The organism is Fictibacillus phosphorivorans, assembly GCF_023715845.1.
Lineage (GTDB): Bacteria > Bacillota > Bacilli > Bacillales > Fictibacillaceae > Fictibacillus > Fictibacillus phosphorivorans_D.
On sequence record NZ_JAMBOR010000011.1, the window covers coordinates 1 to 26,287 of the forward strand.

At 38.6% G+C, this 26,287-nt stretch carries 25 protein-coding genes and 1 tRNA gene; 7 read left to right on the forward strand and 19 right to left on the reverse strand.

The features are described 5' to 3' along the window. Nucleotides 1-272: 272 nt before the first annotated feature. The gene (locus tag M3206_RS09775) at nucleotides 273-500 is read right to left on the reverse strand and encodes a hypothetical protein (protein ID WP_251312339.1); all 228 of its coding nucleotides are present in this window, start codon (nucleotides 498-500) and stop codon (nucleotides 273-275) included. A gap of 219 nt (nucleotides 501-719) precedes the next feature. Next, complete coding sequence (locus M3206_RS09780) at nucleotides 720-1,364, reverse strand: 3'-5' exonuclease (RefSeq protein WP_251312340.1); 645 nt, start codon at nucleotides 1,362-1,364, stop codon at nucleotides 720-722. Nucleotides 1,365-1,699: 335 nt separating this feature from the next. Between M3206_RS09780 and M3206_RS09785 the strand changes: the two genes are divergently transcribed. Both M3206_RS09785 and M3206_RS09790 read left to right on the forward strand, forming a co-directional pair. Further along, nucleotides 1,700-2,371 carry a hypothetical protein gene (locus tag M3206_RS09785; RefSeq protein WP_251312341.1) on the forward strand — a complete coding sequence of 224 codons (672 nt, stop codon included), beginning with the start codon at nucleotides 1,700-1,702 and terminating at the stop codon, nucleotides 2,369-2,371. Nucleotides 2,372-2,496: 125 nt separating this feature from the next. Then, the gene (locus M3206_RS09790; protein ID WP_251312342.1) at nucleotides 2,497-2,673 is read left to right on the forward strand and encodes a YjcZ family sporulation protein; all 177 of its coding nucleotides are present in this window, start codon (nucleotides 2,497-2,499) and stop codon (nucleotides 2,671-2,673) included. A 46-nt stretch (nucleotides 2,674-2,719) separates the two neighbouring features. Here M3206_RS09790 and nagE read toward each other — a convergent pair whose 3' ends face one another. From nagE to nagZ, 9 genes are all read right to left on the reverse strand, one after another. Next, nucleotides 2,720-4,129: an N-acetylglucosamine-specific PTS transporter subunit IIBC gene (gene nagE / locus M3206_RS09795; protein ID WP_251312343.1), complete on the reverse strand. Its 1,410-nt coding sequence runs from the start codon at nucleotides 4,127-4,129 to the stop codon at nucleotides 2,720-2,722. 15 nt (nucleotides 4,130-4,144) lie between these two features. Then, complete coding sequence (gene murQ, locus M3206_RS09800) at nucleotides 4,145-5,050, reverse strand: N-acetylmuramic acid 6-phosphate etherase (RefSeq protein ID WP_251312344.1); 906 nt, start codon at nucleotides 5,048-5,050, stop codon at nucleotides 4,145-4,147. 42 nt (nucleotides 5,051-5,092) lie between these two features. Further along, nucleotides 5,093-6,139 (reverse strand): DUF871 domain-containing protein, encoded by a 1,047-nt coding sequence (locus M3206_RS09805; protein ID WP_251312345.1) that lies wholly within the window; start codon nucleotides 6,137-6,139, stop codon nucleotides 5,093-5,095. Nucleotides 6,140-6,156: 17 nt separating this feature from the next. After that, a complete protein-coding gene (locus tag M3206_RS09810) occupies nucleotides 6,157-7,536 on the reverse strand; it encodes a PTS transporter subunit EIIC (protein WP_251312346.1) in 1,380 nt (459 codons plus the stop codon). 53 nt (nucleotides 7,537-7,589) lie between these two features. Next, nucleotides 7,590-8,309: a GntR family transcriptional regulator gene (locus M3206_RS09815; protein WP_251312347.1), complete on the reverse strand. Its 720-nt coding sequence runs from the start codon at nucleotides 8,307-8,309 to the stop codon at nucleotides 7,590-7,592. A gap of 8 nt (nucleotides 8,310-8,317) precedes the next feature. After that, nucleotides 8,318-9,037, reverse strand: coding sequence for a glucosamine-6-phosphate deaminase (gene nagB, locus M3206_RS09820; RefSeq protein WP_251312348.1), 720 nt, complete (start codon nucleotides 9,035-9,037; stop codon nucleotides 8,318-8,320). Beyond that, nucleotides 9,034-10,221: an N-acetylglucosamine-6-phosphate deacetylase gene (gene nagA, locus M3206_RS09825; RefSeq protein WP_251312349.1), complete on the reverse strand. Its 1,188-nt coding sequence runs from the start codon at nucleotides 10,219-10,221 to the stop codon at nucleotides 9,034-9,036. The genes nagB and nagA overlap by 4 nt, the downstream gene beginning before the upstream one ends. Before the next feature lie 118 nt (nucleotides 10,222-10,339). Continuing rightward, the gene (locus M3206_RS09830; protein WP_251312350.1) at nucleotides 10,340-11,602 is read right to left on the reverse strand and encodes an exo-beta-N-acetylmuramidase NamZ family protein; all 1,263 of its coding nucleotides are present in this window, start codon (nucleotides 11,600-11,602) and stop codon (nucleotides 10,340-10,342) included. A 13-nt stretch (nucleotides 11,603-11,615) separates the two neighbouring features. Continuing rightward, complete coding sequence (gene nagZ, locus M3206_RS09835) at nucleotides 11,616-13,694, reverse strand: beta-N-acetylhexosaminidase (RefSeq protein WP_425590724.1); 2,079 nt, start codon at nucleotides 13,692-13,694, stop codon at nucleotides 11,616-11,618. A gap of 318 nt (nucleotides 13,695-14,012) precedes the next feature. On the opposite strand from nagZ, the gene M3206_RS09840 reads away from it, so the two are divergent. Continuing rightward, nucleotides 14,013-14,088 (forward strand) — tRNA-Ala (locus M3206_RS09840). 28 nt (nucleotides 14,089-14,116) lie between these two features. On the opposite strand, the gene M3206_RS09845 is transcribed toward M3206_RS09840, so the two are convergent. The 4 genes from M3206_RS09845 to M3206_RS09860 all read right to left on the reverse strand — a co-directional run bounded on the left by M3206_RS09845 (nucleotide 14,117) and on the right by M3206_RS09860 (nucleotide 18,375). Further along, entirely contained in the window at nucleotides 14,117-14,509 is a 393-nt protein-coding gene (locus M3206_RS09845) for a hypothetical protein (protein WP_251312351.1), read from the reverse strand. 562 nt (nucleotides 14,510-15,071) lie between these two features. Further along, on the reverse strand, nucleotides 15,072-16,559 hold the full coding sequence (locus M3206_RS09850) for a serine hydrolase domain-containing protein (protein ID WP_251312352.1): 1,488 nt from the start codon (nucleotides 16,557-16,559) through the stop codon (nucleotides 15,072-15,074). A gap of 47 nt (nucleotides 16,560-16,606) precedes the next feature. Next, nucleotides 16,607-17,716 carry a HAMP domain-containing sensor histidine kinase gene (locus M3206_RS09855; RefSeq protein WP_251312353.1) on the reverse strand — a complete coding sequence of 370 codons (1,110 nt, stop codon included), beginning with the start codon at nucleotides 17,714-17,716 and terminating at the stop codon, nucleotides 16,607-16,609. Further along, nucleotides 17,704-18,375, reverse strand: coding sequence for a response regulator transcription factor (locus M3206_RS09860; RefSeq protein WP_251312354.1), 672 nt, complete (start codon nucleotides 18,373-18,375; stop codon nucleotides 17,704-17,706). The genes M3206_RS09855 and M3206_RS09860 overlap by 13 nt, the downstream gene beginning before the upstream one ends. Nucleotides 18,376-19,469: 1,094 nt before the next feature. Between M3206_RS09860 and M3206_RS09865 the strand changes: the two genes are divergently transcribed. Next, the gene (locus tag M3206_RS09865) at nucleotides 19,470-19,742 is read left to right on the forward strand and encodes a hypothetical protein (RefSeq protein WP_251312355.1); all 273 of its coding nucleotides are present in this window, start codon (nucleotides 19,470-19,472) and stop codon (nucleotides 19,740-19,742) included. A 60-nt stretch (nucleotides 19,743-19,802) separates the two neighbouring features. On the opposite strand, the gene M3206_RS09870 is transcribed toward M3206_RS09865, so the two are convergent. The 3 genes from M3206_RS09870 to M3206_RS09880 all read right to left on the reverse strand — a co-directional run bounded on the left by M3206_RS09870 (nucleotide 19,803) and on the right by M3206_RS09880 (nucleotide 22,113). Then, on the reverse strand, nucleotides 19,803-20,252 hold the full coding sequence (locus tag M3206_RS09870) for a YndM family protein (protein WP_251312356.1): 450 nt from the start codon (nucleotides 20,250-20,252) through the stop codon (nucleotides 19,803-19,805). An 80-nt stretch (nucleotides 20,253-20,332) separates the two neighbouring features. Then, nucleotides 20,333-21,928, reverse strand: coding sequence for a sodium:solute symporter family protein (locus M3206_RS09875; protein WP_251312357.1), 1,596 nt, complete (start codon nucleotides 21,926-21,928; stop codon nucleotides 20,333-20,335). Continuing rightward, nucleotides 21,925-22,113, reverse strand: a complete 189-nt coding sequence (locus tag M3206_RS09880) for a hypothetical protein (RefSeq protein ID WP_251312358.1) — start codon at nucleotides 22,111-22,113, stop codon at nucleotides 21,925-21,927. The genes M3206_RS09875 and M3206_RS09880 overlap by 4 nt, the downstream gene beginning before the upstream one ends. A gap of 196 nt (nucleotides 22,114-22,309) precedes the next feature. Here M3206_RS09880 and M3206_RS09885 point away from each other — a divergent pair, with 196 nt between their 5' ends. Beyond that, on the forward strand, nucleotides 22,310-23,050 hold the full coding sequence (locus M3206_RS09885; protein ID WP_251312359.1) for a hypothetical protein: 741 nt from the start codon (nucleotides 22,310-22,312) through the stop codon (nucleotides 23,048-23,050). Nucleotides 23,051-23,070: 20 nt separating this feature from the next. On the opposite strand, the gene M3206_RS09890 is transcribed toward M3206_RS09885, so the two are convergent. Beyond that, nucleotides 23,071-23,463 carry a hypothetical protein gene (locus tag M3206_RS09890; protein WP_251312360.1) on the reverse strand — a complete coding sequence of 131 codons (393 nt, stop codon included), beginning with the start codon at nucleotides 23,461-23,463 and terminating at the stop codon, nucleotides 23,071-23,073. Nucleotides 23,464-23,656: 193 nt separating this feature from the next. On the opposite strand from M3206_RS09890, the gene M3206_RS09895 reads away from it, so the two are divergent. Then, nucleotides 23,657-24,967: an ectonucleotide pyrophosphatase/phosphodiesterase gene (locus M3206_RS09895; protein ID WP_251312361.1), complete on the forward strand. Its 1,311-nt coding sequence runs from the start codon at nucleotides 23,657-23,659 to the stop codon at nucleotides 24,965-24,967. 27 nt (nucleotides 24,968-24,994) lie between these two features. After that, nucleotides 24,995-26,266 (forward strand): MFS transporter, encoded by a 1,272-nt coding sequence (locus M3206_RS09900; protein ID WP_251312362.1) that lies wholly within the window; start codon nucleotides 24,995-24,997, stop codon nucleotides 26,264-26,266. The last annotated feature ends 21 nt before the right edge of the window (nucleotides 26,267-26,287 follow it).

Genomic DNA, 26,287 nt, shown 5'->3' on the forward strand with positions numbered 1-26,287 from the left:
AGAGTTACTTGGTGACGTCCTTCAGTAGTATGCTTAGATAACATGTATATTTCTCCCCTCAAACATTATCTACTTTAATTGTACAATAAAAAAAGCTTGTAGACATGACTTTGTCTACAAGCTGAAAGGAGCTTGATAAGCTTCTTTTTATTTTTTTATAAATTAAATAAAGGACCCCCAAAATCAACAAATATCAATCGAAAAGTAATTCGTACTCAAAAAAAAGAACCTCTTCACGGAAGGTCCTTTTTCTGGTACTGGTTTTAAATTTTTTATCCTACTTTTCGTACATTCTTTGGAACAAATGATAATAGCAAAGAAATGATGTTATTTATTTGTTCCGGAGTAATATGTATTCCATCGTTGGCTAATAATTCTTCTTTAAGGCGAATGATTCTATCTACTTCTTCTAACTGCGCATCACTCAAGCAATAATCAATTGTGTTTAAAAGTTCCAGTAATTGATTATTTTTATTGGTAATGTAATATGTAGTGTCCACCAATAAACACCCCCTACTAATATTATTATCGAAACTAAGGTAATTTTCCTACTAAAACAATTCGTCAAATGACGACATAACTTACTTTTTATGGATTTCAACCCATTATACCTAACATTTTTTGTCGGAAAAAGTCGCATTATCAGGAATAAAGTCCTACCATAAATTTATTTGTAAACTAAAGGTTTTTTTACGTTTACACATATAAGTTTAATTATTTTAGTTAAATAACTTTGATAAAGAAGCAAACGGAGAAATCTCATCTTCTGCTTTGGTTCTATAAACGAGTTTTTCAGGTTCAAAGAGCTTGGATTCCATGTAGGAAGCTGGGTTCTTCGTAAAAACTACTTGCTTGAATATCTTTTGAAGGATTTTAGCTGTATTCATCGCGTCGTCTAACGCACGATGTTTAGATCCTTCATAAGTTAAGTCCAATGTTTGTAGAGCACGGGATAATCCGTAGCGAAACCCTTTTCCGCTATCATGCAGCATACTAAAATGGAACTGGAGATCATTGTGATTAATAATCCATTCAATATCTGTCTGATGGAATGTAGAATCCGTTATAAAAGCCCATTTATCCTCAGGTCCCCAGGAGCATAAATAATACTCTTCTAAGCCAATCCATGCTCTGAAGCTTTCAATGGCTTCTGTGTAAGTAGGAGCAGAGATCAGATCCTTCTTCGTTATACCCGTAAGGTTGGTAATGCGTGTATTTAATTTATCCATCTTCGGCTGAACAAAGGATTGAAACGAATCAAGAGGTATAAGTTCATCGTTAACCACTTTCATACGAATAGCACCAATCTCAATAATTTCAGACAAACGGTTCGTCATTTCTAAATCATAAACAATATATTGCATCCTCCACCACACCTGCCTTTCATCGTTTCGCTCTTGGTGAATGTCTACTAGTATTGTAGATGATTTGTTAACAAAATGAAATATTCCCATAGTTTTCATACGCTAATAGCTGTTATAATGGCGATGACCAATGTTTGAACTTCTTTATTATTGTTATTTTATGATTAGGATCGACTTACATGTCATTCATTTCCATCCGTTAAATGTTTAGTAATCTGTCAAACTTTTCATTTTCAAATTGCTTTTTCTTTTGTTACCATTATTGTTGTCAATTAAGTAATAGCTTTACTTTTATTAAAAGCCTAAAAATCGAATTTCATAAAGAGGGATCAATGATGAAAAAATCAATAATTTTATTAGGATGTGCCGTACTTTTAACCATTTCTGCTTGTTCTAAGGACGATAAAACGAAAGATCAGCCAGCCACTTCTGAAGCAAAAGCAGAGAACGAAAAAAATGAATCTTCTAAGCCTGCTGCCTCAAATGAAAAGAAAGAAGCTGAAGAAACAACAGCAGCTAACAATGAAGAAAACACTTCTGAGGAAAATGCTGCAAACGAAGAACAAACAGAAGAAGAAAAAAATTACTTAACGAGTCATCATCAATTTGTTGCAAGTGAACTGACAAACCTTTCAGAAAAAGAAGTCAGCAAGCTCTGGGGTAAACCTATACGAACGGAGGAAATTAAATTCCGTTATTCTGGCACGACAGACTTTGTTCCGGCAGTTGTTCATTATTATCAAAATGAAAAGTATGCTGTTACATTTGTTGAAGGAAAAGCCGCTCGTCTTGTTTATTCGGTAATTGATGAAGAGATCATATTTGATGATGATGATAAGACAAAAGCACTTGAATTAGCTGGACTTCCTACTGATGTTGAAGAAACAACAGATACAGATACTGCTGTTGTATGGAATGATATTGGCGGTGTTTATGAAGTTACCATGTTCTCTAAAGGTGATTTTGCAGACTATCTATATATCATTTTAGACGAATCCTATAAGTAGTCTTTGAAACTGACATCTCGGTTTCTATAATTCCGCATCTATCATGTTTCTATGCTTATCCTTCTTGCATAAAATGAGACGAGGAGAGAAACCGGCTTCTCACATGCAAGAAGAGGAGTGAAACCATGTCATCGAGAAAGTGCTGTTCTGATAGCTTTACGCTTTACGTGGTACTATTCGTACTACTCATTATTGTCGGAGCCGTTTCGTTTAGCGGAAATTGCTGCGTGTATCCATATCCTTGTCCATACCCATATGCAGCCGCAGCGAATGTACCTGTAACTGGTTATTGGAACGTTTGATAGAGAAGAAAAACACCATTCGTTACAGAATGGTGTTTTCTTTATTTTAGAGCTTCTCTCTCATTCTATCTGCAATTGGCTCGACCTCTGCTCCCACTACCACTTGTATGTTTTGATTATTAAGTTTTATTAATCCTTTTGAGCCTGCTTTTTTTAATGCACCTTCATCCACTTTTCCAAAATCTTTAATCTGCAGACGCAACCTTGTGATGCAATTATCGAGCTGGACGATGTTTTCTTTGCCACCCAATGCTGCAAGGTATGCTCCTGCTGCCTGATCATATTTCGAGTTTACTGCCGTACCCGTAGCTGCTGCTTCGGCAACGATTGTATCTTCATCTTCTCTTCCTGGTGTTTTAAGATCTAATTTTACGATCAAATAACGGAAGATTGCATAATACAAGACAAAGTAAACAGCTCCAATTGCCAGCAGCAACCAGCCATTTTGAGCTTTACCGATATTTAAGAAATAGTCGATTGCTCCCGCGGAGAATGTGAATCCATGATGGATATCAAAAAGTACGGCTACTGACATAGATACCGCTGTCAATAAAGCATGAATTACATATAAAAGTGGAGATAAGAACATAAAAGCAAATTCGATCGGTTCCGTAATACCCGTAACAAAAGATGTAAGAGCCATACTTCCCAACATACCTGCTACTGCCTTCTTACGATGCTTCTTGGCAGTACTAATCATCGCAAAACATGCTGCAGGCAACCCGAACATCATAACAGGGAAGAATCCTGCCATATAGAATCCAGCTTTTGGATCATCTGCAAAGAATCTCCACAAGTCTCCTGTAACAACTTTTCCGTTTTCACCTGTAAACTCACCAAAAACAAACCATAAGAAACTATTAAGAACATGATGAAGACCAAGTGGGATCAATAGACGGTTAAAGAAACCGAAGATTCCAGCTCCGATCGCTCCAGCACTTGTAATCCATGTACCGACATCTTCTAATATCCCTTGGATAGTTGGCCAAATGAAGCCAAATACTAATGCGAGAACAACCATTGTTCCTGCTGTGACAATCGGTACAAACCGTTTACCGCCAAAGAATGATAACCAATCAGGAAGTTTTATATCCGAAAATTTATTATATAAGAGCCCTGCTACAACCCCTGCCAGAATACCACCGAGAACAGACATATCAAACTTGCCTTCAAAGCCAAGATTTGTTTCTGCAAACTTTACAGCTCCTTCAGTTAATACAAAGTATCCAATGGCACCAGCAAGTCCTGCCGCACCGTTACTGTCTTTCGCAAGTCCTACTGCCACCCCAATAGCAAAAATTAAAGCCAAATGTCCAAAAATGGCGTTACCTGCTGCAGCTAAAAACGGTATACCTAGTAAATCATCCTGCCCAAAACGCAAGATCAGTCCGGCAGCTGGAAGTACGGCAATCGGCAGCATGAGTGCACGGCCAATCCGTTGTAAAAATCCCAACATCAAAACCTACCCCTTTCACTTTTGCATGTAGTTTTTAATAGCTTCTTTTAATCTACCATTATATTTTTCAAGATGTATGTTTACTTCATCTGGTGAAACACCGGTTACAAGCTGAAAAATAGCGGCTTTCGTGTTTCCATTCTGTACTTTTAATGCTTGTTCAGCTTCCTTTTCAGACACGCCAGCCGCCTCCATAATAATATTTCGAGCACGCTGTTTCAGCTTTACATTCGTCGGCTGAACATCCACCATTAAATTGCTGTACACTTTTCCCCATTTGATCATACTCGTTGTACTGATCATATTAAGGACAAGTTTTTGTGCAGTCCCTGCCTTCATTCGTGTAGAACCTGTTACGACTTCAGGTCCTGTTACAACCGTGATGCTTGTATCAGCAACACTTTCCATTGGAGAATTTAGAGAACAGACCACTGCCGCTGTATAAGCCCCTTGATTCTTTGCATATTCCATCGCACCAAGGCAATAAGGAGTTCTTCCTGATGCAGCGATCGCTACGACCACATCTTTATTCGTTACATTAATTTTTTGTAAATCTTTCTTACCTAGATCTGAATCGTCTTCTGCCCCTTCGATCGCATGCTGAAGCGCATAATCTCCTCCAGCAATGAGACCGACAACCAAATTAGGGTCCGTTCCATATGTCGGCGGACATTCTGATGCATCTAATACACCCAGCCTGCCGCTCGTACCAGCACCAATATAGATCAGTCTGCCACCGGTTTCAAAAGCCTGAACAACTCTTTCTGCGACCTTGCTTATCTCTGATAATGCCGGGGTAATACAGCTGGCTACGCTTTGATCTGCCTCATGTATTTTTTTGACCACTTCTAAAGTTGAAAGTTCATCAATGTTTATCGTGTCTGGGTTTCTTCTTTCTGTAGCCAATTTTGTTAAATCCATCATGTTCTCCCTTCGGTGTTTGTTGAAAAAAACTCGAATTTTCTAACCTAATAAAATATACTTTTGTCCGCTTCCGATCCCATTCAGCAGCGATTCACTTTCCTTTTTTACATATCCCGCTATATTCACTTTTGGACTGGCCGGAAGTGGCTCTAAACAAATTTGCAACTCGCCTGCATATCTGCCATACAGCTTATTATCTACTGTGATCGTTCCTCGATCGAATGTTTCCACAGATAAAGAATCTTGTTCATAGACAGCATCTAAGCCCCTCGATTCAACCGACCGGATTACATATTTTGCCGGATCCATCCGATTCGTGTGGATGCTGTTTAGCAGGTGTTCATACCCATCATTAAAAGAAACATAAAGGGGAACTATATCATCAGCTAAATAGCTGAATCCTCTTACGGTGTCTTCTGTAAGATTTGGGTCCCCAATACAAATCTTATCGGTACCAAGTGCCCGAAGCTCTAAAGCAGCTTCTAATGGATGATTGTTTCGATGGTCTTCTATGGTTGGAAGCCCTTCATGTAAAGGACCTCTTAAACGATCGTCTCCCTGAACAAATCCCATTGTTCTTATCCCAAATCGATGAAACATTTCATTTCGCTCTTTTAAAGATTCTTTAGAAATACCTGTGAACGGTTTTGGATAAAAATTATGCCATGCCTCGGATCGGTTTGCTAAAAGCCCCTCATGGAGAAGTTCTGACAACTGAACTTCATCCATTGTACTGGCATTTAATCCGATTTTTAAAGAATGGGACAGCCAAGCTACCTGCTTAGCTGTAAACCCATAATCCATCCTCACCCCAGAAATGCCCCATTCTTTTATAACCGGCAGCTCTTCAAACGTAAGACCAAGCCGTTCAAGGGAAGCTGGGGATACATCCGCCATCACTTCCATATGGACGTGTTGAGCTGTCTTACCCAGCCATTTCACCTTTTCAACAAATGAGAAGCCCTTTTCTTCCGGAATATGAAGAGAGGTAAAAATGTATTGAAAACCATTTTCCGCTGCCTTCTGTATCCAGTCCTTATTAAGGTGATCCGGTTCACTTAAATAAATGGATATACCATAACACAAAGATCATTCACTCCTAGTTAGATGTCTTTTGCCATACTTTCTTTGAATCCAAACGTCCATGTGAACAAGAAGCCGAAGATGTAGGCAATGACTAATCCTACTAGATAAAGGACCATTTCGTTTGCATTCACTAAGAATACAAGCGGGATTCCAGAAACACCGATCGCAATCGTAGCGACTTCATAGAATGCTTGGAATGCTCCTCCAACTGCAGCCCCTAAACAAGCCGTTAAGAACGGACGTCCGAGTGGAAGTGTAACACCAAAGATCAATGGCTCACCGATACCTAGCATACCAACTGGCAGTCCGCCTTTAATAACCTTACGAAGTCTTTGGTTCTTCGTTTTAAAGTAAATCGCAAACGCTGCACCTACTTGACCCGCACCACCCATAGCAAGAATCGGCAACAATGGGTCATCTCCAATCGAGTTGATCAGCTCCATGTGTACAGGTGTTAAACCTTGATGAAGCCCTGTTACAACTAACGGCAAGAATGTACCTGCTAAAATAAGTCCAGAGAAAATACCGCCAATATCAATTAAGTTTAGCAACCCTTTTGTGATGAGATCTGATAAAAAACCACCAACAGGCTGAAGAACGAACAATGTAGCAAAACCAGTAATCAATAATGCAAGTGTAGGTGTGACGATGATATCAACGGATGGATGTACAAACTTTCTGATCCGTTTTTCTAAGAAAGCGATCAACACAGCTGCAAGCATGACTCCGATCAAACCACCGCGTCCTACAACAAGTGGATCGCCAAAGAGGGTAATGTTTTCAAGACCAGGGTTGATAAGTAAAATCCCTGCTGCTCCACCTAATGCAGGTGTACCACCAAATTCTTTAGCGGTGTTAATCCCAACAAAAACAGCTAGGTAACTAAAAACACCCCATCCGATCAAGCTCAACATTTGAATGAACGCTGACTCTGGATTCGCATCCATTCTGATCGCTACGTTTGTAATCCCAGCAATCAAACCTGAAGCGACGATTGCAGGAATTAATGGAATGAAGATACTTGCTATCTTTCTTAAAAAGTTTTTAAAAGGCGTAGCATTCTTTTTATTGATCGCGTCTTTGTTCATACGAGCCATCTGCTCAAGATCCATCGGGTTAGATTCCTCATCCTCTACCGAATGAATGTTCAGACCCGTTTCTTCACTAATAGCTAGCGTGACTCGGTTAACGATTCCAGGTCCGACGATGATTTGGAGTGTATCGTCTTTTACGACACCCAAAACCCCGTCAACCTCTTTCAATCCTGCTAGATCTGCTTTTGACGAATCATGCAGAGTCACCCTTATTCTTGTCATACAATGCATCAATGTCTGGATGTTTGAGGCGCCACCCAATTTATCAATGATACTGTGAGCCATTTGCTGCTCTTTCCCCATTTTCCTTCCCCCTTCACGTAAACGCTTTCATTTTTTTATATAAAACGCTCCTTTTAGCGCTTCATATCAATCATAAATTTGTAGCGGTCCCCACGGTATACAGAATGCACCAATTCTAGCGGTTTTCCAGTTGTTAAGAATGTCTGTCTTTGAATCAACAGCACGGGTGCTCCCTTTGCAATCTCTAAAATCTCACTTTCTGCCTCACGGGCAATCGAAGCTTCTAAACTTTGAGTGGCATAATCTATATGGAATCCTGCATTCTCGACTTGTGAATACAAGGAGCCTTCTTTAATATGAGTCCCATTCAATGGGATCAGTTCTGCAGGCACAAACGTCGTTTCAATCGCCATCGGAATTTCGTCGGCGAGTCGAACACGCTTAATCTCGTAAACTACATCATGTTGTGAAATTTCCAGTGTCTTCGCAAGTTTGTGATTCGCTTCAATCTTTTGAAAGGATACGAGTTTTGACGCAGGTTTATACCCTCTTGCTTTCATATCTTCTGTAAAGCTCGTAAGCCCCAATAGCTTCTGCTCAATTTTTTTACCGGAAACAAAAGTACCTTTGCCTTTACGTCTTGTTAAATAGCCATCATTAACCAGGTTGTTGATGGCTTGACGAACTGTCATTCGGCTTACTTCATAATTCTCTGCAAATTCTCTTTCAGAGGAGATCATGCTGCCGGACTCCCATTCTCCTTTATCGATCTTCTGTTTGATCGCCTCTTCGATTTGATAGTAAAGGGGCAAGGGTGATGTTTTATCTATCATAAAAATAGTCAACTCTCCTTATCTAAAAGCTTTCTGGCACCTTTATCCGCAAGCACAGTAACATGTGGATGATTGATTAAGGCTGTTGCAGGAATATCTTTATTTAACGAGCCTTTAAATAGCTCTTTTACAGCATTCGCTTTTCTCTCACCTATTGCGAGCAGGAGTATTTCCCTGCTTTCCAATATGGTTCCAATCCCCATCGTAATCGCTTGTTTAGGCTGTTCACTGTCCACAAAATATTTAGCATTCGCTTTAAGCGTGGATTCTGTTAGCTCAACAACGTGTGTTCTAGCATCAAAACTGGTACCTGGTTCATTAAAACCGATATGACCGTTCTCACCGATCCCTAACACTTGCAGATCGATACCGCCGATCTCTTTGATCAATTGTTCATATCTCCTGCACTCTTCTGTTAAATTTTCAGCTTCTCCGTCTGGAATATGTGTTTGATCTTTAGGAATATCAATATGCTGGAATAAGTTCTCCTCCATGTATTCATGGTATGTTATAGAGCCCACATATTCATCAAGGTTAACAGTGTGTATATGACGGAAAGTTTGATTGCTCTCTTTACTATATTTTGAAAGGTAACGGTACATGCCTAGAGGCGTTTTACCGGTAGCGAGACCAAGAACGAGCTTTTTAGCTGATTTTATCTTTGCAAATAAGATTTCTGCCGCTATTCTGCTAAGCTCCTCTTCATTTGAAACAGATAGTAGTTTCAAACTTGCTCCTCCTTTCTTTGGTACGCAAGTTCTCCTCGACAAAAAGTCATAAATACCTCATGATCTTCTGTTAAAACCGTGATATCCGCATCTTTTCCTTTTGTCAGACTTCCCTTTTTGTCATAGATGTTTAATTCTTTAGCAGCGTTTACGCTTGTCATTTTAACAATATCGGCTATGGAACAACCTGTATAATCCATCATGTTCTTCACTGCATCTTTCATGCTTAAAATACTGCCTGCAAGTGTTCCATCTTCTAAGTAAGCTCTACCGTTTTCCACCGTAACTTGTTGACCGCCTAATGTATACGACCCTGCACCTAATCCTTTCGCGCGCATGGAATCAGTAATTAGTATTGTACGGTTTGATCCCGTAGACTGATAAGCGAGGTTTATCATTTCAGGGCTCGCATGCACTCCGTCAACTATCATCTCAACGTTTAATTCCTTCTGAATGAGTGCTGCACCTGCAACTCCAGGGTCTCTATGATGCATCCCTCTCATACCATTAAATAAGTGCGTAACATGTGAGATACCCGATCTAATCCCTTCCTTAACTTCTTCAAAAGTACTGTCACTATGACCAATTGAAGCGATAATGCCATTACTAGATAGATAAGAAGCTAGTTCATATCCATTCTCCATCTCAGGAGCCAGCGTCACTAACCTGATCTGATTCTGAGCTTTTTCTTGCCACTGTTTAAATAATTTTATATTCGGGGTTTCAATAAATTCTTTTGGCTGTGCACCCGCACGCTTTGGACAGATAAATGGTCCTTCCAAATGGATTCCCACGATCTCAGCTGAACCAGGCTTTTGTTTTTCTATAAAAAAAGCAGTTTGTGATAGAGCATTCTCAATATGAAGAGGGTTTTCCGTCATCGTTGTCGCTAAAAATGACGTTGTACCTTCAGCAGGCAATGCTTTTGCCATAATGGATAATACTTCATCCGTTCCATCCATCACATCTGCACCTGACGCTCCATGAATATGGACATCAATCATACCTGGCATTATTATTGAGCCTGTAGGCATCTTATACGTCTCTGCCTCTTGCTCTTCCGTTAAAGGGTTTTCTCTTCCCACGTATTCAATCTGTCCATTAGCGATCAGAAGATAGCCCTGTTCTACCAGTGAGCCATTCTCATCTATATAATCTCCCTGCAATAAAACTTGTGATTTCATGTCCACTCCCCTTTTATCACTTTATGTCAAGCGTATCATTGTTATGACTAGTTGTCTATACCAGTCAGAAGATTCAATTAAAAAGCTAAGGCCCCAATTTCGACCTTAGCTCCCTTCCCTAATAAAGCAAGTATTTCTTTCTTACCTTTTTAAAATCTCTTAATTCATCTTGATAACGATCAACGATCTCTTCGACAGAGTTTCCGGATTCAATAGCCTCTCTAACCCATCCGTTTCCAATAAGAAGATCAAAGAAAGATTTACCTGCACTGTCTTCTGCACGGAAAGCAAAATCTTGAGGATACATGTCATGAATTGCTTTTACTAATGTAATTCCTGTTAACACAGGTTGAAATAAATTTTCATCTGTTACATGTATTTCGACTCCATGAGAAAGGGTTCCGGCATGCTTAGAGATTGATGGTATGAAAGAAGCAGAACGAAACTTCACACCCGGAAGTGCCTGTTCGTTTAACGCCTGAGCAAGAGCATCCCCATTGATAAAAGGAGCACCGATCAATTCGAAAGGTTTGGTTGTACCACGACCTTCTGAAACATTCGTCCCTTCAATTAAAGCGGAACCAGGATAAACGAGCGCTGTATCTTTTGTTGGCATATTTGGAGATGGGAGTACCCACTCAAGTCCGCTGTCCTCATAGTTCCAAGATCTCTTCCAGCCTTTCATTTTTACTACTTTTAAATCAGCTCCGATGTTGAACTCTTTATTAAATAATTTTGCAAGTTCACCTACTGTCATCCCGTGTCTTAACGGAATAGGGTAAAGCCCTACGAATGATGAATAGTTTGGATCCAATACTGGTCCATCCACTTGTTCCCCTCCAAGTGGATTAGGTCTATCTAACACTACAAATTGAATATTGTTTTCTTTAGCAGCTTCCATTGCATAAGCCATGGTATAGATATAAGTGTAGAATCGAGTACCTACATCTTGGATATCAAAAACTAATACATCGATTCCTTCAAGCATCTCAGGGGTAGGTTTCTTCGTCTCACCGTATAAACTATATACAGGAAGGCCTGTTTTAGGGTCGATATAGAATTCTACATACTGACCAGCTTGCTCACTTCCTCTAACACCGTGTTCCGGGCCGTATAACGCCTTTAATTCGATATCCGGGTGATTGTACAGAACATCCACGATACTGTTCAAATCACGATCAACACCTGTTGGATTTGTGATCAAACCTACATTTTTCCCTTCTAAAAGAGATACCTGATCCCTCATAAGTACTTCAAGACCCGTCTTAAAATTTTGTCTATGTTTCAAGTTTTCACCTTTTGTTGCGTTAAGTATTTGCGTTCCAGGGAAAATACTTGAAAACAAAAGAAGTACTGCGAAAAACAATCCCCATTTTTTCATCTTTTCTCCTCCTCTATTCATAACCTAAACCATGTCCAAACGGATAAAGTACCGAATCAGCATCTCTATAAATCGTTACCGGTAGCTTTCCTGACGGATTATTTAAACCAAAAATCGTTTCTGTCGTAGCTTTGAAGCTAGCATCTCTGAAACCATATTGTGTGATATAAGCCGTAACATCAGGGAAAGCCATAATGTCATATGGATTTCTAATTCCTACAGCAACCGTCTTATCAGGCGCAGCCTGTATAACCTGATTTACCATCTGCATTTGAGGAGACGATGGTAAACGGCCAGATACATTGGATGTATATGTTCCAAGCACGACTAAATCAGCATTTATTACTTTTGTTAACTGTTCTTGATTTAGTGGTTTATCGGCTTTGATTAATTCAACAGATGAGTGATGAGCAGCAAGGGCGTCTCTTAGATTTTCACTATAGGTGTATCCGATTATTATAATGGAATCTAGGTTTGTTTTATCTACAGGCAACAACCCATTGTTTTGAACTAAAGTAACTGATTTCCGAGCTACTTCTTGTTCAATTTCTTTATGCTGTAGGTTTCCAACGACTTCTTCAGCATGTTCAATCTTTTCTTCTATTGGAGTCTCTTTCACTTGTTTGTAAATTCCACGCTTCGCTTTTAATGTCAAAAGCCTTTCAACAGACTGGTCTAATCTTTGTTCCGTAATTTCACCTCGTTCTACTGCTTCATATAATCCAGATGCTACTTCTTCTAAACCTACAGGCATTAAGATAATATCTGTTCCCGCATTTACTGCCCGGATGACTGCATCGATTGGACCAAAGTGATCAGCAATCGCCTTCATATTTAACGCATCCGTAGAAATGACACCATCAAATCCCATTTCATTTCTCATTAGGTTTGTAAGGACTTCATAAGACAATGTTGCAGGAAGCGCGATTTCTGTTCCGTCCTTTTTGGAAATAACAGTTGTCGGATCAATCTTAGGGAACGTAACATGTGCTGTCATGATCGCATCTATACCTTCATTCATGACCTGTTGGAAAGGATAAAGTTCAACTTCTAAAAGACGCTCTTTATCATGCGGAACAGAAGGCAAGCCTAAATGTGAATCTGTTGCCGTATCACCGTGACCAGGAAAGTGCTTTGCAGTTGCTGCCATACCTGAGTTTTGCAGACCTTTTGTATAAGAGGTTCCTAAGTCCGCAACAAGCTGCGGGTCTTCACCAAACGAACGAACTCCAATAACCGGGTTATCAGGGTTGTTATTTACATCTAAAACAGGTGCTAAGTTCATATTAATTCCTAATGCATGCAACTCTGACCCGATTGCATGTCCGACAGATTCCGCCAGTTCCGTTGATCTTGTTGCACCAAGCGCCATATTTCCTGGGAAATCGGTACCGCTCTGCAAACGTGTCACAATTCCTCCCTCTTGGTCGATTGAAAGGAGTAAACCATAGTCCTCGTTAGCCTTTTTATATTCATCGACAAGTCTAACAGTCTGTTCTGTTGTTACCACATTTTCACTGAATAAAATGACTCCACCAAGATGATATTTCTTAATTAGATCTCTTATCTCATCATTCATTTCTGTAACAGGCTGTCCATTCCAGTTACGGAAGTCAGGCATCAGCATCTGTCCCACTTTTTCTTTAACTGTCATTGATTTAATAGCTTTAGAAATCAGATCATATTTGCGATTCTTTTGTTTTTCAATTTTTGCTTTGCCGTGCTTAACATGAATACCTATTTTGTCGTATGTTTTTCCATTTGTGACAACAACAAATGTTTTACCATTTTTCCCGGTCAATGTAACAACTCCATCCTTTGAAACCGTTGCTACATTTTTATTCAATGATTTCCAATGTAGATTTTCTTTCACCTCAACATATTTACCGTTTTCGTAAGCAAATAATGCTGAGAGATCCAGGGTATTCCCTTTAATTTCATCATCCAGCTGTGGCAAATTTTGTGCAATGATCAAACAGCCGTTATTCCCTTTTTTCGCAGAAACAGAGTCGTTTACCCCTAATCCTCTAAACAAAGGAATGAGCAATACAGCCACTAAAACTAAAAAACGAATTGTTTTATATGTGTTCACTTTCCTAGCCTCCTCTAATTTTGGTAGCGCTTTCTTTCTTTGACACTTTTCGGTAGAAAAAAGGAGGTTCCTGTCACTTGATGTAAAAACAGAACTTAAGTCCTTTTAATTACTAGGACTAGTTGTCTATACCAATTTTAAATATACTTTTTCTTAGGTAAAATAGCCTCATGTTAAAGCTCCCTCCTCTATGGACAAAGCTTTTAGTAAGTCATTTTAATATATTGTTAGAAATGAAAATATATTTATTCAATATTAGTGAAAAAGCTTGCGGCCTATTTTTCAACCATATATAATTCTATTTGTTAGCACATTTATGGGGGCTTAGCTCAGCTGGGAGAGCGTTTGGCTGGCAGCCAAAAGGTCAGCGGTTCGATCCCGCTAGTCTCCACCATGCATAACAGTCAAAAACCCTTGAGGAATCAAGGGTTTTGTTTTTTTATAATGGGCAAACTTTTATTGAATAAAATTGTTAAATAGTATAGGTTCACCTTTCCATTTTCTTTTGGGATATATGTTCTCTTTACGGGACTTGGATTGTACCTATTTTCTTTTAACTGAGTATATAACTCGTTTAAGAATTCCTTTTCTCCGTAGTTCATAACGATTTCTTCAATCGTTTGACCATCTATTCCCCCACTACCTTTCTTCCTTTTCACACGTTTCCATGCTTCTAGCAATATATCGGGACGATATACTTTATCATATAATGCATGAAACTTACGTTTCGGATTATCCTTGGCACAAAGATATAGTGTCTTCCAAAGTTCTTGAGCTTTTACATCGGTGTAGTTAGCTAATTTGATAGCATTCACTCACTCTTACCTCCTTCGAACACATGAACAAATTAGAGGTCCTTCCCTATGTCATGTTGTGTTGTCATGATAATCATTAGTACTATGACCTCCTCCGACTCCCTCTTTACATTCCACCATTTCGCTAATGCTTATAGGCTTTCTCTCTCCTCAGTGAGGGTAAAGAAGGGTCTCCCCAGTTCCGTTAACTACTTTCTTTACATGTCGCTCCCCATACCCCGAGAGATTCTTCGGTGTTGTTCCAAGTTCTGTACACCTTCCATGGTCTTCACCCTTTATCGCAAGGTTCGACTTCTCTTTGTCCTGTTTCCAGGTTGCCTTTGTCGTGACGGCAGGATTCACTTTATGTTACAACCTGTAAAGTTGCATCACAGGACTTCAACCTTAGGATTTCTCCACCAGTTGCCTGTTAGCTACTAGGCGACTTGGTTCTTACCTAGACTGGACTTTCACCAGTTAGCAATTAACGGCTTGCCTGGGCACGCCAATAAAAAAGTGCACTTCTCCTTCTGAAGAAATGCACTCGGTCCTGAAAAAACTTCAATACAGGAATGCTAGCCATTTAGTCCGTCAATTCAGAAAGTGATGGAGATAAAAAGTTCCTCTTTGAAGATCTGTAAAATACTCTGAAACTGTTAACCAAATACGTTACATTTATTAGCGATAATACTGCAAGCCATATGATTATAGATGGCATGGTAGTCCATAGTCCAAACCAAGGTACAACCCTTCCAGCACCAATAAATGTAGTAATTGGTGAAAGGAATAAGAGAATCCAAATAGGTAGCAGTCTAATGACCGATGAAAGAATCAATTTTCCAAAGGTGATGCTTTTTTTAATCCTATTGATACGGAACACAGATCTTACACCCCAAAATGAGGTAGTAATCACCAGTAGAATCATAACAATCTCCATGTTTCTACTATTAAAATAAGAACTTTCGACCGTTTTACCGTTTATAATCCGAGCGATCCCATCAATAAAAGCTGCATAATCGACAAAAGCATTTAAACCAGAGTTAAACATCATTGTGATGCCCAAATGTTGATCCAAATATATTGTTTCTTCCGATTTGTACGTCCAAAAAATTCCGCTATGCGAAATCGTTCGACCCCACTCTTTATTATCTTTTGCCATCCATCCAATTCCATATTGGCTGACAGGTCCAGATGAATGATATTTTCCCATAAGCTCTGGGCTAAGAAGATGGTCATTATATTGGGCAAACATCCATTTTGCCATGTCATCTGCAGTTGAAATTATCCCGGCAGGACCCTCAATAAACCAAGATGGCTCGGATTTACTTACAGCATGGCCGAACATTATAAAATGCCCACGCGGTATGGCAGAATTCTCATTGATTTGTTGTGAATTATTGAGGTTGAAGGAATGGCTCATCCCTAGTTTGTAAAAGATATTATTTTCCAAGTAACTGGAGAAACTCTGTCCACTAACTTTCTCCACGAGAAGAGCTAAATATTGATAATTAGGATTGTGGTAGCTATAAGATGTTCCAGGATTACTAGAAAGCCGAACCTTATTCAACGTTTGGTTAATCTCTTGGAGCGATACATACTGAGGGAAATTCGTCATGTCAGGATCAACTTTATCATTAAGGCCGCTTGTCTGATTCAACAAATCCCTGACTTTAATACTGTAAACACGTTCGTCTTTAGGTGAGATCTCGGGAAAATATGATGTGTATGGTGCATCAAGGTCAATTAGTCCTTTATCCACCAGCTGCAAGACGGCGAGTGCCGTAAAAGATTTACTTAAAGAAGCAATAGGAAATGGGGTTCTACTTGTGATAGCGCGGCCATCTGAAGATGAACCGTAACCTTTTGTATAAAACACCCCATCTTTATTGGATATTGCAAGAGCAGCACCCTTTATATGATTTACTTTCATATTACTTTTGACATAATCATCGATTTTTTGTAGGATTTCAGTTTTTTTTCGAACTTCAATGGCAGAAACAGGTTTTAACCAGATTGACAACATGAGTAAAAAACTCATACATAAACATAATATCTTTTGCACGCTTTTCATATTAGCACTCCTTAATCACTTGATAAGGCAATGCTAATTGATAATTCTCAACTTTTTATCAACTTCGTAAAGAAACTTGCTGTTATTTTCGCGCCACCATGAGAGCCGTTTTCCACATGCAAGCTTCCATCATGCTTTTCGCATAGTATTTTGCAAATATAAAGTCCCAACCCATGATGACCATTTGTATCCCATACCTCTCCCCGATAAAAGGGAAGAACAGCCTTTTGTAGATCTGTTTCAGAAAAACCAGCTCCGTCATCCATGATTGTTATGGAAAAAAAATCTTTGGAGACGCTGTAATCAATTCGGACTTGGCTAGTAGCATAACGTGCTCCATTAGCGATTACATTTTCAAAAACCTGCATAACCAAATTTAAATCGACGCGTATATTATTCGAATCTGCATTAATAGTAGAGACGAACCTCTTGTCACATTGTCTCATTATTTGTTGCGCGCTATCATTCAGCAAGGAAGTAATCTCTTCCAAGGCTATCGCTTGTCTTTGAACCGGCATGTCTTCTAGCTTCTGAATCGAATTCATAGCCTCCGTGTAGCTTTCAAGACGAATAATGTGGACTTTCATCGTTTGAATCATATCTAAAAGTTTTTCTTCGGATATGTTATTACGGGGCAAATAAGTAGTTAATAACTCGGAATATCCCTTCAGTACAGATAGTGGTGTCCTCAGATCATGGGCAAAAATCGCATTCACTTGTTTACGTTCCTCAACTGATCGCCAAAGCGTCTTAAAATTCTTTTCCAACTGACTGCGCATTTTTTCAAATACTAGGCATAGTTCGCCAAACTCATCCTTGCCATCATAATATATATGAAAATCTAATTCGTTCGCAGAAATTTTATTAGAAGCTTTCATCAGTATTTCAAGTGGTTTTTTCAACTTCCATCTATAAAAGAGGCTGGCCATTAATAGAATACTAACGGCAACAGTTATCATTACGATGGCAACAAGTGAAGGCAATGCCCATTTGTTTACCAAAGGATGATCTGGATACTGTTGTCTTATGCTTTCCGCCCATTTAAATTCTAACACGATGACCGAGAGAACCATGAGTAGCATAAAGCTGCATAAGAAAATAAAAGACTGTAGTAAGGTCATATTCTTTAGTCTCAGCCAACCTATCATTTTCTCCATTTGTAACCTACTCCCCAAGCAGTCTCTATTCTGTTTTCACAGTCATACTTTTTCATTTTGAAACGAATTCTCCGGATATGTTCAGCAATCACAGTGCTGTCCCCGTCATTATCCAATCCCCAAATTTTTTCATATATATGTTCTTTATCGAAAACCATCCCGGGATGGGAAGACAACAGCTCTACGATATCGAATTCCTTTTTTGTTAAAGTAATTTCCACTTCACGGTAACGAAGGGTGCGTTCCGAATAATCAATAACCAAGTCACCCCTAAACTTTATTTCAGATCTATTTAGAATTCTCATTTCCCTCTTTAAATGAGCTTCTACTCTTGCACCAAGTTCATGGATACTGAACGGTTTTAGGATATAGTCATCCCCTCCAGCTTTAAACCCTGATATTTTGTCGGTTTCCTCTATACGTGCTGTTAGAAATAAAATCGGGCAGGACACAAAGCCCCGAATTTTTCTGCATAATTCAAGACCATTTATTTCTGGCATATTGATATCCAACAAGACGAGATCAGGTTGCTTTTCAATTTGCAGCAACGCCTCTTTCCCGTTCTTCGCAGTTATTACAAAATATCCGTTAATTTCAAAATAGTCCGTTAGTAGTTTACGAAGGTCGCCTTCATCATCTATTATAAGTATCCTTTTCATATACTTTCCCTGCTTCCCGAAACTTTTCTTTTTTACACTTTTTTCTATTTATGATAACATAAATATCCATTTTCTTATTAAAAGTCTTATTCCACAATCTGGCCCGATTCAAAAGGTGAAAAATTTTATTCAGCAGATGAAATTTTAAACTCTGAAGCGAAGGACTTCGGAATTAGTGAAGATGATTTGAATAAAATTAAACAAAAGTACAAAAAAGTGATTTTGATAACTTATTATTAGCTTTTCAGGAATTAGGAAAAAGCAATCATCCGATAGCAAAGAAAATAGAAATTGAAGCAGCTGTTAAAATTCCTAAATAAATCTCAAATTTATATTGATCATTCAAATGATTTCACAAGATGGAAAGATTTCAGGTGGAGGATGGCCTTATTGCTTAGATGACAACGGTTATAGATATCAAGACTTCATTACATCAGATTGCTATAAAGCAATTATTGACTGGTGGCTCTGTGCCTCTGATTCTACTTTAGGTAAAATGAGCAGTACTCTTAGATATTGCAAAGCATATATAAGAAATTGTTCTCCAATAATCGGACATAGTAAATACAATCATACTCACTCTTGGTGGCAAAAAATTCCTTAAGGCGGTTAACTTAAGTAAATTAAAAATACCAAAAAGAAGGACAAAGGAGTGCACGAATTAGTGCACAGTCTTAATTAATTTCATTGAATTAGATTGACCTAGATTGTCCGCGAACATTCAACAATACTTATAAAAATAAGACTTATTTAATTTTAAATAATCTTATTTAACTCAATTTTTATACATGATTTCCTCTGGCAGCCAAAAGGTCAGCGGTTCGATCCCGCTAGTCTCCACCATGCATAACAGTCGAAAACCCTTGAGGATTCAAGGGTTTTTTCTTTTGTGTGTACTTCCTTAAAATGATAGCAAATCATTTTTTAAAAGGATGGCACAATATTACACAAAAAGTTTCCATTCTTAACAAAGTCTCTATCAAACAAATTTTATAAATTGATAGTCTATTGACTCTTCCGAAAAATGTTGTAATACATACTATATTAAATGAAGCTCTATGCTTCATAATTTGGGTAGAAAGGGTTATTTTTTTATGAAAATCCAACAACCAATTGTTGCAGGTAATACATCAATCGCTCAAGATATTCTAAATGGAAACCACAATCTCACAACCGTAGATATTACCAATTCGCTTATCCAGCAAAGTACAATTATCACACCGATTACGATTCATATTAATAGTGTAACGGACACGATCGCGGGAGAAGGACAAGGTTTAGTAGGAGGCAGAACATTAACTTCAGGAACTAATGGCCCTTGGTTAAGAAGAGTGGCTCCACCTGCTTATCTAACTAACAGAAGATAAATAAAAGATACCATGAGTTTCTCATGGTATCTTTTTGTACAAGCTGTCTAATCAAACGTTTTATTTTTTCTTATGATCTCTCGGGTCTTTTTCTTCAGCAAATTCAGTTGCATACCTTAAACGTGGTTGTCGAAATCTTCTATGCTGATGTTTTCCTTTTTTTCGTTCTGGCATATGTTTGAGTAAGTATTGATGAACGAAAACTTCGCCAGCTGTAATAATACCGGCAGAAATTAAGCTTCCCCACGCAATTTGAAGATACCCATCTAAAAGGATAGAACCAAAAATCCATACAATCATATAGATTAAAATAAATTCCGCCATTAGGGTATTCTTTTTACCAAACCGTGGTAAAAGAATCCGGTCTGCTAAGATATAAGAAATAGCCGTAGCGGCTACAGCAAATGATAGAATATCACTGATTGTGGCGTCAAAAAACAAATCTAACCCAACAGAAAACGCGATTAATGAAACAATAAATTTGATTAAGATGCCTTTAGCTTTTTCCAATGAAAAATACCTCCTTATTCTGTTCTATTTTGCTACAAAATAAGAAGGTTATACTTATGGAAAATTTTATAACGTATTTTTTATTCAGAAACTGCTGGAATTATCTTTGCCTTTTCAGGCTGCTGTTTATTTACGTTTGCACTCTTATCCATTAGTGTCACAGCAATGAATACAAATGTTGAAAGAGGCAGAGCATAAAATAATGGGTCAACATGGGTCCAAGGGAACGGTAAAAGTGTAGCTTTACCAAAGATAGCCTGCGAAAGGCCGATAGCCGATGCTTCTTTTAGATGGAAAAATAAAAATCCGATAATACTAACAGTAAAACCTGTGATCATACTAGCTATAGCGGCTTTCTTTGTGGATCTTTTCCAGTAAAGGGCCCCGATCAATATGGGTAAAAAGCCAGCAGCACAGATTCCAAACCAAAACGCGGTCGCTTGCGCAATAATTCCTGCTGGAAGAAGATAGGCCAGAATGACAGCTGCAATTACTCCTATTAATACACCGATTCTTGAAGGATTCATCTTCAAAAATTTGTTCACACCCAGTGTCTTCAAGATGTCCTGTCCAAAAGCAGTAGCTTGCACGTGGATTAATGAACTGATTGTTGAGATTGTTGCTGAAAGAAGAGTTAACGTAAATAAATAGATGAACCACTCCGGCATAAGCTGATTAATAAAAATGGGAATGATTAAATCAACGTTACCTTTTGCTACACTTAATGATATTTCTCCTGAACCATTGTAAAAATAAAGGTTGCTCAAAGGGCCAATGACAAATGCTGCACCCGTCATGAAGAAGATAAAAATACCTCCAACAAGAACAGATCGGTATAAGGCACGGTCATCCTTTACCGTCATACATCTCATCGCCAACTGTGGCTGTGCTAGAACTCCAACACCTACCCCCATTATGATCGTACTGACAATCGTCCACCAAAGTGGTGAACCAAATTCCGGCATACTTGTCCACCCTCGATGACCTTGATCAACAAGAGCTTGAGGTACAAGATCTTTCATTGCACTTAATCCGCTATGTCCGTCAATGATACCACCCACCGCTTTATAGGTTACGAACAAGAAGATAGCCATACCAATGAGCATGATAACAGCACCAAAAGCATCCGTGTACATAACTGCTTTGATGCCTCCTGTGACGACATATATAGCGATGATTGCTGCTAAAATAATGAGCGCAAGGTTAAAGTTCATGGACATCGATTCTTGCAGAAACCTTCCTCCACCAATCAAGACAATACTCGTATAAGCGGGCATCAAAACAAAGATCATAATTCCTGCAAATACGGTAATAAATTTTGAGTTATATCTTTTACCTAAAAGTGTAGGAAACGTGGTTGCATTTAGTTCCAACGAAAGCTTTCTAATTCTCGTTCCGAAAATAGCGAAGGCTACAAAAATTCCTAAAACAATATTTAAAAAGGCTAGCCATAGTAAGCTGAATCCATGTGCAGCTGCAACTCCTCCAAACCCAACAATTGCGGAGGTACTGATAAAGGTTGCTCCATAAGAAAGCGCCATAATCGAAGGATGAATGTTTCGTCCACCCACTAAATAGTCAGATTCTGTTACCGTTTTTTTGTAACCATAGTAAGCGAGCCAGGACATGATTCCCATGTAAACGATCAATACTGGAACTAAGATCGCAAAATTCATTTTGGCTCACCCCCTTTATTCCACATTACTGCTCCAAAAATAGCACACCCTACAGCAGAAACTACAGTTGCGATCCAAACAAACGTAATGATTCCGTCTTCCATCCCTAACAACCCCATCTCCTCCTTTGTTTTAATTTGCGTACAAGTTTTCCATAGGACCCCAAACAATGTTAACGCTTTCATTTTACAGCGCCTCCATTTTCCTCCTTCTGATTTTTTTATCGTAAAATGTCATAATTTTTAGATTTCTTTTAAGGCCACGATATCCCTCTTGTTATCTATTTATGTAACATTTTTGAAATATATTTGTAATAATTGAAACCTATGTAAGGAGGACGTCGTCTAATAAGTGAACAAGCATTTAAGGGAGGAATTAAAAATGAAGAAAAGAACGCGTATAGGAATGATTACTCTTTCAGTACTAGTAACAGCGGGTGTATGGACTTATAATGACTTTGGAAGCACAGCAAAAGCTACGTCGGATGTTGGTATGAAAGAGACTAACTCGGTCGTACCCGTAGAAAAAATGAATGATGAAAGCAAACCCAAAGTAGCTTCAAATGTTTCCGTGAAAGAAAATAATGAAATAAAGCTCCCAGATCGTTCAAATGAAAATTTAGTTGTACCAGTAGAAAAAGACACTGATCCACAAACAAAACGTAGCGAAACGGTTCCTGGGAATGAAAAAGTGATCCGTTCAAAACCAGCGAAAGTGGAGAAAGAGGAAATCAAGCAAGCAGAAAAAGAAACTGCATCGATTAATCCTGAAACTAGGGTGATTGGTGGTTCTACATATATAAATATCACAGATTCTAAAGAAGAAAATATAACGCATTTAGTTCAAATAGCCAAAAAGCATAATGCCGCTTTATATGCGATTGAATATAGTGACTCATTTGCCATGTTTTCAAATACAACTGGTGAGATGTTGATCATGTTCAGCACAGGTATAAGATCTGTTCCTGTTGAGCATGCAGCTATCCTTTATGACATGCATCCTGAAATTAAAGATCAGATTAAAGACGTGGTAGAGACTGGTAAGGAAACAACTATTGAACTTGGTGAATTCCAAAGCTACCATATTTCAAATAAGAACGGAAAAATATATCTTTCTTTTTAATCTATAAGAAGCGGCCCCATCTAGAGGGCCTTTTTTTTGTTAATTTCTTTAAGAGCAACAACTTTAAAAGCAAGCAATTCTTTTTCTGTGAATTTTTCTAGTAGTTTTTCATAGACAACTTCTTTCTCTTCTTCAGTTAGGCTCGCGCTAACTTGTTCTCTTGTTCTAGCCAATTCAGTTACCGAATATTTTTCAGAGATAAGCTGTACCGCTTCCTTTCTTGAGGTAAATGGAAGGTTTTTGGAATTCTTTTCTCCCGTTTCTATGTGTTTTCTAATCTCAGGGTCTTCAAGAAGTTTATTAATCTCATCTTCATTGGTAGATAACTCTTTAAAAATCTGGCTCATTGCTTTTTCAGAAGCATAGTCCATAACAGATACATAACTAATTACACCCACTGCTATAAAAAACATAAGTACTACACCTAGCCACCACTAAAGCATTTTATCACCAACTTCTATTAGATATTTTATTCATAACATAATTTCCATGGATTGGAAAGCAGAACGCTAGATTTATAAAAGATTGTTTTCCTTTTCTATTCGCTTCATTCTAGTATGCTATTATTTACCATAAGAGTAGATTCTTTTTAAGCTGGAGGTCATTATGTCGCGTCTCACTGATCATTTAATCGTCATCTCTTTTGATTGCTTATCTTCACTGGATTTTCCTCTACTTCAGGAACTTCCAAATTTTAAAGAACTTTTACACAGAGGTTCCTACTGTAATCAAGTTCAAACCATCTATCCTTCTGTTACTTATCCATGCCACGCTACCATTGTGACGGGAAATTACCCAAAGCGTCATGGAATCGTTAATAATACCTTTCTTCAGCCTGGCAGATTATCTCCAGACTGGTATTGGCATCGAAAACATATAAAAGGTACCACTTTGTATGATGAAGCAAAAATAGCCGGTATGAAGACAGCTGCCTTATTATGGCCGGTAACAGCAAGGGCTAACATCGATTACAATATGCCTGAAATATTTGCTAACCGTTCTTGGCACCATCAGATCCCTGTTTCTCTTTCAAATGGAAGTTTCCGCTATCAATTAGAGATGAACAAACGGTTTGGTCATCTTCGAAACGGACTTAATCAACCTGAACTCGATGATTTCGTTCTGGAATCCACGGTTCATACGATTATCACGAAAAAACCTGGATTGCTTCTCGTTCATTTTGTAGATTTGGATTCACAGCGTCATTACCATGGTTTTTCATCGGAAGAAGCAATGGCTGCTATCAAAAGACATGACGTTCGTTTGGGACGAATTATCCAAGCACTCAAAGACAGCGGGATCTATGAAAGTGCGACCGTCGTGGCTTTAGGCGATCATAGTGCCCTTGATGAATCCAAAGCGGTAAAACTCAATGTGTTGTTTAAAGAAAAAGGGTTGATAGATGTTGATAAACGTGGAAAGGTGAAAAACTGGAAAGCCTATTGCAAGAGTTGTGATGGATCCGCATATATTTACTTAAATGACCCAACAGATCATCTTACAAGGGAGGTAGTCGAAGAGCTTTTGAAGAATCTAGTAGGAGACGAATCTAGCGGTATCGAAAAAGTCATCAATAAGGAGGAAGCAGCAGCTATGGGAGCAGATGAGAATTGTGCTTTTATGGTAGAGGCTAGATACGGCTTTTACATCAAGGAACAGATAGAGGGAGAGTTTATCGATTCTATTACCGACAGAGATGTAAGAGCAAAACGCTATACATTAGCATCACATGGGTATTCACCTGAAAAAGAAAATTACACAACGGTTATTATGGCAGCAGGTAGAGGCATTCGCCCAAATGTTGTCGTTCCATCCATGCATCTTGTTGATGAAGGACCCACTTTCGCTAGACTTCTTGGACTTGATTTAGGTAGTACAGACGGTTCTGTCATTGAAGAACTTATAATGGAAAAGTAAAAAATCGTTATAGAGAGGATCAACCTAATGGAACGGTTTACGAAAGAAGAGAATAGCTGGATGTTCTATGATTGGGCGAATTCTGCATACTCCATCATTATTACGACAGCCGTATTCCCTTTATTTTATAAGGCTGCAGCCATGAAAGCCGGAATTAGTGCTTCCGATTCCACAGCCTATCTCGGTTATACGATTGCTGTTGCCACTTTTATTCTGGCCATGCTTAGTCCAATACTAGGTACGATAGCGGATTATAAGGGACTAAAAAAACGATTTTTTACATTCTTTTTTATTCTAGGATTGGTCTCTACAGCTGCGCTAGCATTCATACCAAGTGATCAATGGCTCTTATTATTAATTTTTTATACACTGACAGCTATAGGATCTAGCGGAGCAAACGTCTTCTATGATGCATTTATTACAGATGTAACGACGGAAGACAGAATGAACAGAGTATCGTCAAGAGGTTTTGGTCTTGGCTATATCGGAAGTACGATTCCTTTTATTATCAGCATTGCGATCATCATTTTAGCTCAAAATGAAGTGTTGCCGTTTTCGACCACGGTTGCTAGTAAGATAGCGTTTCTTATTACTGCCATATGGTGGGGTGTCTTTACCATCCCCATGCTGAAAAATGTATATCAGCGATACGGTATCGAACGGGAGCCTAAACCGATTTTAAACAGTTTTAAACGTCTTGGAAATACGTTAAAAGAAGTCCGAAAATACCGTGCACTGTTCTTATTCTTACTCGCTTATTTCTTTTATATTGATGGTGTAGGTACCATCATTACCATGTCTACAGCTTATGGTTCAGATTTAGGCATCACTTCGACGAACCTGTTGATTATCCTGTTTGTGACACAAGTTGTCGCCGCCCCGTTTGCTATTCTGTATGGTAGATTAGCAGAAAGATTTACCGGAAAAACGATGCTGTATGTAGGGATCGGCGTTTATATCATCGTATGTATCTATGCTTATTTTTTAAAAACGACACTCGACTTTTGGATCTTAGCGATGCTTGTAGCCACTTCACAAGGAGGCATCCAAGCATTAAGCCGTGCTTACTTTGCTAAGTTGGTACCGAAGAAAAACGCAAATGAGTTTTTTGGTTTCTATAACATTTTCGGTAAGTTCGCTTCTATTATGGGACCTTTACTGGTTGCCGTTACAGCACAAGTTACCGGGAACTCAGCGAGTGCTGTATTCAGCCTTGTTGTTCTGTTTATCATCGGCATTACGATTTTGTTCTTTGTTCCCGAACCTAAAATAGATACTAATCATTCAATCAGTGCATAATCCTTTCAAAAAAGAAGCCAG